8 protein-coding genes and 1 pseudogene are annotated in these 8,590 nt (G+C 59.6%); 6 read left to right on the forward strand and 3 right to left on the reverse strand.

Translation table 11 applies throughout. The features are described 5' to 3' along the window. Nucleotides 1-259, reverse strand: a pseudogene (locus ABX749_RS12895) (hypothetical protein); the annotation flags it as partial. A gap of 328 nt (nt 260-587) precedes the next feature. Here ABX749_RS12895 and ABX749_RS12900 point away from each other — a divergent pair. The 6 genes from ABX749_RS12900 to ABX749_RS12925 all read left to right on the forward strand — a co-directional run bounded on the left by ABX749_RS12900 (nt 588) and on the right by ABX749_RS12925 (nt 4,834). Beyond that, a complete protein-coding gene (locus tag ABX749_RS12900) occupies nt 588-1,481 on the forward strand; it encodes an HDOD domain-containing protein (RefSeq protein WP_372896347.1) in 894 nt (297 codons plus the stop codon). A gap of 19 nt (nt 1,482-1,500) precedes the next feature. Continuing rightward, on the forward strand, nt 1,501-2,601 hold the full coding sequence (locus ABX749_RS12905; RefSeq protein ID WP_372896348.1) for a chemotaxis response regulator protein-glutamate methylesterase: 1,101 nt from the start codon (nt 1,501-1,503) through the stop codon (nt 2,599-2,601). A gap of 29 nt (nt 2,602-2,630) precedes the next feature. Next, on the forward strand, nt 2,631-3,455 hold the full coding sequence (locus tag ABX749_RS12910; RefSeq protein ID WP_372896349.1) for a protein-glutamate O-methyltransferase CheR: 825 nt from the start codon (nt 2,631-2,633) through the stop codon (nt 3,453-3,455). A 43-nt stretch (nt 3,456-3,498) separates the two neighbouring features. Next, on the forward strand, nt 3,499-3,897 hold the full coding sequence (locus tag ABX749_RS12915) for a chemotaxis protein CheX (RefSeq protein ID WP_372896350.1): 399 nt from the start codon (nt 3,499-3,501) through the stop codon (nt 3,895-3,897). A 43-nt stretch (nt 3,898-3,940) separates the two neighbouring features. Then, nucleotides 3,941-4,303, forward strand: a complete 363-nt coding sequence (locus tag ABX749_RS12920; RefSeq protein WP_372896351.1) for a response regulator — start codon at nt 3,941-3,943, stop codon at nt 4,301-4,303. Between the two features lie 105 nt (nt 4,304-4,408). Continuing rightward, complete coding sequence (locus ABX749_RS12925) at nt 4,409-4,834, forward strand: hypothetical protein (RefSeq protein WP_372896352.1); 426 nt, start codon at nt 4,409-4,411, stop codon at nt 4,832-4,834. On the opposite strand, the gene ABX749_RS12930 is transcribed toward ABX749_RS12925, so the two are convergent. Together ABX749_RS12930 and ABX749_RS12935 are read right to left on the reverse strand one after the other, a co-directional pair. Further along, nucleotides 4,818-6,212 carry a tetratricopeptide repeat protein gene (locus ABX749_RS12930; protein ID WP_372896353.1) on the reverse strand — a complete coding sequence of 465 codons (1,395 nt, stop codon included), beginning with the start codon at nt 6,210-6,212 and terminating at the stop codon, nt 4,818-4,820. The genes ABX749_RS12925 and ABX749_RS12930 overlap by 17 nt on opposite strands. A 112-nt stretch (nt 6,213-6,324) precedes the next feature. Further along, nucleotides 6,325-8,590, reverse strand: a 2,266-nt coding sequence (locus ABX749_RS12935; protein WP_372896354.1) for a hypothetical protein, incomplete at its 5' end; no start/stop codon positions are given.

Consider the following 8,590-nt stretch of genomic DNA (forward strand, 5'->3'; position numbering starts at 1 on the left):
AAGCGGCGACGACGTCGGGGCGATTGCGGAGGATTAGATGCATGTGATTGGACATCACGGCATAGGAGAGCACATCGACGCCGAACACCGACGCCAGGGCTTCCATCCGCCGCCGAATCCACTCGCGTCTGAAGCCGTAATCCTTCCCCGTCTCCCGGTCGACGCCCGCCAAGAAAGCACGCCGGACACACCGCTGAACGGCATGGACAATCGACACTTCATCACCCGCAACCTGCTCTGAACGCACCGGACGTCCCATGGCATCTTCCTCCCCGAAAGCAATGGTGGACCGATTCTACCCCGGTGGAGGAAAAAAGTCAACTGAATGGTGGGTGGCACCATTTAGATGAGGGGTGAAGTGAATGGTGGGTGGCACCGTTTGGGTGAGGTGGTGGGTGGCACTATTTGGATGAGGGGTGAGGTGAATGGTGGGTGGCACCATTTGGGTGAGGGGTGGGGCGACGGCGGCGGTCCGATGTCCGTGTTCCCCTACGTTCGAGAAAATTAACAGTTCCTGCCGACCCCGTCGCGCAACGGCACCGACAATTGCCCGACTCCCCTACGTAATCATTACAGTGGTATCTCTGATGACCGTCCAAACCTGCTCACCACCCGAAAAGCTCAAACAAGCCCTTCTCAAGCGTTCGGACGAATTGGCCATGCTGCCGGCGGTCGCCACCGAAGCCTTGGAGTTGGCGCAAGACCCCGACTGCGTGACCGCCGAATTCGCCGGAGTCATCGAGCGTGATGTCAAACTGGCCACCGAAATCCTGTCGCTGTCCAACAGCGTGTATTTCGCTGCCAGTTCCCCCGTCGTCAGTCTTCGCCAGGCGGTCGTTCGACTCGGATTGCGGCAATGCCGAAACCTGATCCTGACCTCCAGCGCGGCGAGCTTGATGAAAAGCATGCCGCTTGAACAAGAGTGGGTCCGCGAAGTCATTTGGCAACACAGTTTTCGCACCGCCAAGGTGGCCAGCTACATCAACAAACAGCTGCGACTCGGTTTCGAGGGTGAAGAGTTCACCGCGGGCCTGCTGCACGATTTCGGCCGCCTGCTGTTGGCGGTCGCCGCCCCCGAGTCCTTTGCCAAAGCCGACCCGTTGGCGTTTGTCGAAGACGGGCAGTGCTTGACGGCCGAAAACGAAATCCTGGGCATCGACCACTGCGCGTTCGGCGCCTGGTTCGCCACGCACAACGGGCTCCCCCGCGCCCTGGTGGCCTCCATCGAACTGCATCACCTGCCAGAAACCCATCACCCCGACGGCAAGCTGATTTCGCTGGTCGCCGCGGCCGACCACATCGCCAATCACTTCCAACGGTACGAAGAAGCCACCGACTATGACGTCGGACTCAACCGCGGGGCTCATGTGATCGCCAAGAACGGGCATCCGCAGCTCTTGAACAACGACAACGGGATCGTCGAAACGATTTTCGGCGAAGTCCTGCAAGACAACCAGCGCGATCCCAGCGATCTTTCCTAACGTCGAAGGAAGCTTGACTATGAACAATGAGATTCGCGTCATGGTGTGTGACGATTCAGCGATCATGCGCCGGTTGATCCGAACCGCGCTGGAGCTGGAACCGTCGATGACAGTGGTTTGCGAAGCCAAGCACGGACGCGACGCCATCGATCAGCTCGACCAGACCCGTCCCGACATTGTGGTGATGGACATCGAAATGCCGGTCATGGACGGCGTCGAGGCGGTCCGAGAGATTCGTAAACTGGGCCGCACACTGCCGGTCATCATGTTCAGTTCGCTGACCAGCCGTGGCGCCGAAGCGTCGCTGGATGCCATCGCCGCTGGGGCAACCGATTTCGCCACCAAACCGACCGGTGCCGGACACATTCAAAAAGCCTTGGATTCGCTGCGGCGGGACCTGATCCCCAAGCTGATGCAATGGACCGCCGGCAAGCGGGCCGATTCGATGGCGGCGGCCTCTGCTGCCGAACCGACCGCGACCTTCCCGACCAGGGACGCCGAGGGATCGAATCGCAGCGTCGCCGCGATCGCCATCGGCGTTTCCACTGGTGGCCCCCAGGCCTTGTCCAAACTGTTGTCGGGACTTCCCCACGACTTCCCCACACCGATTCTGATCGTCCAGCACATGCCACCGGTGTTTACCGGACTGCTCGCCGAACGGCTCTCCTCACAAACCGGCCACTGTGTTCGCGAAGCAGCCGACGGCGATCGGCTCACGCCGGGAACCGTCCTGATCGCCCCGGGCGACTATCACATGGTCGCGTCACGTGAGCGTGACGGGGTCCACGTGCGATTGAATCAGGAGCCCCCGGAAAACGCCTGCCGTCCTTCGGTCAATCCGCTGTTCTGTTCGCTGGCCAACTGTTTCGGTGATCAGTCCTTGGGAATTGTCTTGACCGGCATGGGACAGGACGGAACGCGGGGCGCCAAATCACTCAAAGCCTGCGGAGCCCGCGTTTACGTCCAAGACCAGGATAGCAGCATCGTGTGGGGCATGCCCGGCCAAGTGGCCAATGCCGGACTTGCCGATCGCGTTTTGCCGCTCGATCAAATCGCCTCGCAAATCCTTCGCGTCGTCGGCTCCGGCATGCGCGAACCCCTGACCGCCTCTACCAGTTGATCACCGCAACGCAGCCGGTCTCCTTTGCAATGACACTCGCAACCGCCGACTTCGCCTTCCTTCGCACGCTGGTCGCCGACCATTCGGGCCAACGGTTGGCGCCGCGACACGTCGGCATGCTCGAACAACGGCTCGCGCCGATTGCCGGCACTGCCGGTCTGAAGGACGTCTCGTCCTTGGTCCGACAACTGCGTCGCGGTAACGATTCGGCGCTCTCCTCCCAGGTGGTCGAAGCGGTCGCTGTTAACGAAACCAGCTTCTTTCGTGACGCCTCGGTGTTTGAATCACTCGCCAACGGAGTGCTACCGCAAATCGTCGCCAACAACCGCAATCGAAAGCAACTGCGAATCTGGTGCGCCGCGTGTTCCAGCGGACAAGAACCGTATTCCATCGCAATGTTGCTGGAGGACCACTTTCGCCACTTGCACGACTGGGACATTCGCATCACTGCATCGGACTTGTGCGAAAAAATGATCAAACGCGCGCGGCTGGGAACATTCAGCGCCCTGGAAATTGCCCGTGGATTACCGACCGCCCAACTCCTCCGCCACTTCGATCGCCGCGGTGCAGCCTGGCAGGCCAAGCCTGAGCTGCGCGAGAGGATCGAATTCCATCGCATCAATCTGGCGCGGCCCTGGCCCTACCTCGGGCAATTCGACATCGTTCTGGCCCGCAACGTGTTGCTTTACTTCGATCAGCCGACCAAGCAAAACATTCTGAAACGACTTCGCGGTGCCATGCGTCCCGATGGCTACCTTGTCATCGGAGCCGCTGAGACTCTGATCGGACTGTGCGTTCCCTATCAAAGGAAAGAAATTGATGACATCGTTTATTATCGCCCCGCGGCCATCTGAGCCCAGCGGTCGCGACAGGATCAGTCACCAGAGTCTCGCGCAGATGGTCCAGGACGTCTTGACGACCATGCTCGAACTGCCGCACCAATCCTTCGACGGTTCGCCCGAACCCATCGCCCCCAATCAGCTCATGGCTGCGGTTCGAATTTCTGGCTCCTGGCAAGCAACTCTGCAGATTTACGCCTGTGAGAAACTGGCCCGCCGCATCGCCTGTGCTATGTTTGCTCAAGCCGCCGACGTCCTGGACGATGAAGACGTTTTGGATGCGTTCGGCGAAGTCGTCAATGTTATCGGTGGGAACGTGAAAGGAATGATCGACCAGGATTGCACCCTCTCGCTGCCCTGTGTCGGAACCGCCCAACCGGATCCGACACCCACCAGTCTGACGATCATGTACGACGTTTGTGGAAACCTGCTCACCGTCGAACTGATCCAAGCATGAGCTCCTCTCCCGCTACTGGCCAATCGTTTCAAGGAGAACGAAAATGAAAATCCTGATCGTTGACGACAGCAAAGCAATGCGAATGATTGTCTGCCGCACACTGAAACAAACCGACTTCAGTGGATTCACCGTGATCGAGGCGGAAAACGGAATCGACGCGCTGAACAAGATCGCCACTGAATCGCCCGATCTGGTGCTGTCCGACTGGAATATGCCTGAGATGAAAGGCATCGATCTGCTCAAACGCGTGCGTGATTCGGGCAACCACGTCCGCTTCGGTTTTATCACTTCCGAAAGCAGTCTGGAAACCAAAGAACTGGCCCACGAGGCGGGTGCCGATTTCCTCGTCACCAAACCCTTCACACCGGGTTCGATGCAAGCGGCGCTCGATCCGATCCTCACCTAGCGTGTCCATGCGGTCCGAACTCACGATGCTCCCGACTTACCGTTAGTGCCCCATTTTATGTCTATCGCCAGCCCTGCCATCCCTGCCGACGAAATCGGCAAATTCATGAACCACCTGTTCGGGTTGAAGGTATCGGCTACCACGATCAAACCGGAAGACCACGTTCATTCGCCGGCTGCTGTCGCGATTTATACCGACGGAGACGGCTCGGTTCGCGGTCAGATCGCCTGTGACCTCCGCTGCGTCGCCATCCTGGGCGCCGCCTTGACCCAAATCCCGATGGGAGCCGTGGCCGACAGCCTGGAAAGCGGCGAACTGTCGGCCAACCTGAGAGCCAATGCCTACGAAGTCTTCAACATCTCGGTGAACCTCTTCTCCTATCGGCCCAGTCGCCGCGTCGTGCTGAGCGAAGTTCGCTTCGAACAGAACGCCGCGCTGGCCGAGTCGCAATCCTCCTGGAAACGTGACGCCTTTCAAATCCACATCGAGCGTTACGGCAGCGGACATCTGCAGCTTATCCACCGCGCCTGACACTCGATCCGCTCTTTCGCGCGACCCAGCACAGGCCGCTCACCTCTTTGCCGGCCTCTTTGCGCAACACGGACTCCTTGACGCTGATTTCTGAAAACCCGCATCGCTCCAAGGTTTCCCGAACGTAATCGACTCGATGCGAATAGCGTCCCGATGGATTGAGATGGTACCCCGCCGAACCGCCCGATGCGTCCCATTTCTCGAGCGTGAAGACCAGCGGGGCGCCCTCACCACGCAGCGACTGATGAGCCGCCAGACAAACGGCCGCCAGATCACCAAAGTAGATCAAGGTGTCCATCGACGCGATCAATTCAAACTCGTCGGGATGCTCGTTCAAATAGGCCACCAGCTCCGAACACTCCAGCGAGTCGTAGCCGCGATCGCCGGCCCGCTGGAGCATCCCCGCAGACAGATCCACGCCCACCAGTCGTGAAGCAAACGGCCGCAACAGGTCGCCCATCAAACCGGTGCCGCAACCGGCATCCAAGATCGACAAGCTGCCGTCGGCGGACAACCCGAGTTCCGCAATCATTGACCGAAGCAATCGCGGTGCGGCGTAATCGAGTGACTTTAATTGCTCGTCAAACGTTTCGGCAAACTGATCAAACACCTCCCGGACGTATTCGTCCGAGGCCCGCGCCGGCAACGCTTCGACTTTAAGTGCCTCGGATTCCTGTGCAGACAACAGGTGTCGGACGATCGAGTTATCGGGATCTCGCTGCAACCAATCGCGAAGTGCCGCGGCGACGCCCGCCTGGTCATCCAGCCTCCGGTACGCCGTCACCAACTTTCGCCGAGCCGACTGATGATCGGGGTCCAGCTTCAAAACAATCGACAACGCGTCGACGGCTTCGTGCCACGATTCAGCTGCCATTTGCAAGTCGCCCAACTGAAACGCCAAGTGCACGTCGTCGGGCCATCGCTTGACCGCCACCTGGCACTCGGTCAACGCGGCATCAAGTTGTCCAGATTCCTCCAGCACCAGAATCAGGTTTCGCGCAAACGTCACTTCATCAGGGTTCTGATCTCGCAGCCGCGTCAGAACCTCGATGGCTTCCCCGTATCGCTTGGCTGCATAAAACGACTTGGACAAATCGTTTTGAATCGCCGTCGCTTGGGCCGCGTTTTTCTCCGCGTCGATTCGCTTGGCCGCCGCCCGCAGCGTCTCGATCGCGGAATCGAACCGCTCCAACTGCGTCAACGCCACTCCATCGACATGCATCGCCAGCACCGACAGCGGACCGTGTCGCCGATGTTTTTCACAGGCCGCTACGACCTCGCTGAACTGACCTTGCTGGGCAAGTGCGACCAGTTCTTGTTCGAATTGGGCGGCATTGGGGCGTCGCTTTCGCCGACGCGCCGGTCGTCGAGTCGCCATCGAAAGATAATCCTCTCAACATCATCATGCGCCAGACCACCCTTTCACTCTACGTGAAGGATTGCCGCAGCGTAACCTACCGGCGGTCGGCGGTGACCTTGGAAACTGAAGATTAACGCCACTGGGCCATCGATTCATCCAGCAACTCGAGCGGCGTTGAATCGAGCCCCGTGTGTATCGATCCCGAATCGCCCGCTTCGGCAGCCCGCTCAGCCGTCGGTCGGCGGAATGAATCGACCACCGAGTCCGTCGCCCCGACCGAACCGAGCCTCGTGACTTCGACCTCGGCCGCAAGCCCCCAACCGGAGCCTTGCAAAACCGGGTCGGTATGAACCTGATCGAGCGACGCGTGCACAGGATCAGAAAACAACGATCCGGCTGAGGCGAGCGGTGCCGGCGGGGGCGGAGGCATGGTCCGTCCATTCCAGTCACCCGACAGCGGCACCCAGCCCGCATTGCCGCCGGGGCCAAACGCAAACGAGTGATCGGCAGCACCGGGCGTGAACGAATCCTTCAACTCAAAGAACGAGGTGTCGCCCCGGTACAGTCCGATCGTATCGAAGCCGTCGCCGTCCCAGTCGCCGACCAACGGAATCCGACCGCCGCCGCCGGGACCGAATTGCAGGTAATGATCCGAAGCTCCCGGAGTGAACGAATCCTTCAAGTGGAAGAGGGAGATATCGGGTTGGTACAAGCCGACCGTGTCGATCCCGTCACCGTTCCAATCTCCCGCCAGTGGCGTCCAACCGGCGTTTCCACCAGGCCCAAACGCGAAGTAATGATCCGACGCCCCCGGTGTAAACGAATCCTTCAAATGGAACAGCGAAATATCCGGCTGGTACAGGCCGATGGTGTCGACGCCGTCCCCGTCCCAGTCGCCCGCCAACGGAATCCAACCGGCGTTGCCGCCCGGGCCGAACGCGAAGTACTGATCCGAGGCCCCGCCCGTGAACGTATCTTTCAGATGGAACAGCGAGATATCACCTTGGTAAAAACCGACCGTGTCGATGCCATCACCATTCCAATCCCCGCTCAACGGATTCCAGCCCGCGTTGCCGCTCGGGCCAAACCCGAAATAAATATCCGATGGCCCCGGCGTGAACGATTCCTTCAAGTGGAACAGCGAAATGTCGCCTTGGTACAGCCCGATGGTATTTTGCGTGACCTGATCGCCGAGAATCCTGCCCCTGGCAACCGCCGGCGTCCCGATCAGGTAAGGCCGGCCGGTCATTTCCAGTTCCCTGGACGTGTCTCGGCTGAACTGACCGACCGATAGCATCGTGTGTCCGGAGAACGCAAAGCTGTCGTTCCCGTCAAAGGCGTAACCGAACACGTTGTCAAAGTCTTCGTTGGAGTCCTGGGCCGGTTCCGGCCAGTTTTCGATCACACCACCGGTACCGGGCGTCTTGATTTCGATCAACGAATCATACGGGTCAAACGCTCCGAATTGATCGTACCCCGATGCCGATAAGGCCAATTGCCCTCCGGACAGGTAATCCAAGTCACCGCTGGCCACAAAACGAAACGGCATCAGTTGAGACTGAAGCGTGCCATCGATGTCAAACACGGTGGTGACATTCATCATCACCACTTCGTCGTTGACCAGTTCCAAATCGATCCGCTGCAAATCCAAGAAAGCGTCGCCGACGGCAAACAGGTCCCCCGTTTCACTTCCAAAATCACCATCCCGCGCGTCGATAAGCGTATTGGCACCACTGATGCCGTGTTGCCCGAGCGACGTGACCGGAATCAGTCCCGCGCTCGCATCGGCCAAATGGACTTCGTAAAGACGCTCGAACGAGATTGCGAACAGTCGGCCGTCTTCGGTGAACGCGATGTCCGTGATTGTGTCGGCGGTATTGATGCTGCCGAGCACCTCAACGACCCCCGTTTCGATATCGACCGTCCCCAGTCGATTCTCATCATCTGCGATAAAGTACTCGGTGTCTTGATGGCTGACGATCAACGCCGCTCCACTGTAGACCGGGCCGAACTCGTCCGCTTCGACAAGAGTCACCACCACGCTTTCGTGGGGTTCGCTGATCGAGTCGGTGCGCGCGGTGATGATCAGATCGACCGTTGACTCACCCGGAAAAAACGTGGCAGTGCCGATGACGTCACCGCTGACGGGAGCATCGTCGGGCAGCCAAATCGTATCGCGGTCCCGTTCCCGTGCCGTGTAGTCCACGTCGTACGTTGCGTCTCCGGACAGTTCAAACGGGACCGCCAAGAATCCAGCGGTCTCGTCCCGATTGAACGTGTAAACGATCCGCTGCAGGGGTGCCTCGGGAACGGCGACCGGCGTCTGGACCGTCACCGAAACCGTCGCCACCAGCAACCGTCGCTGCTCCAGCGATTCATGGCGCAAGCGTCGCACT

The organism is Stieleria sp., assembly GCF_041595215.1.
Taxonomy (GTDB): Bacteria; Planctomycetota; Planctomycetia; order Pirellulales; family Pirellulaceae; genus Stieleria; species Stieleria magnilauensis.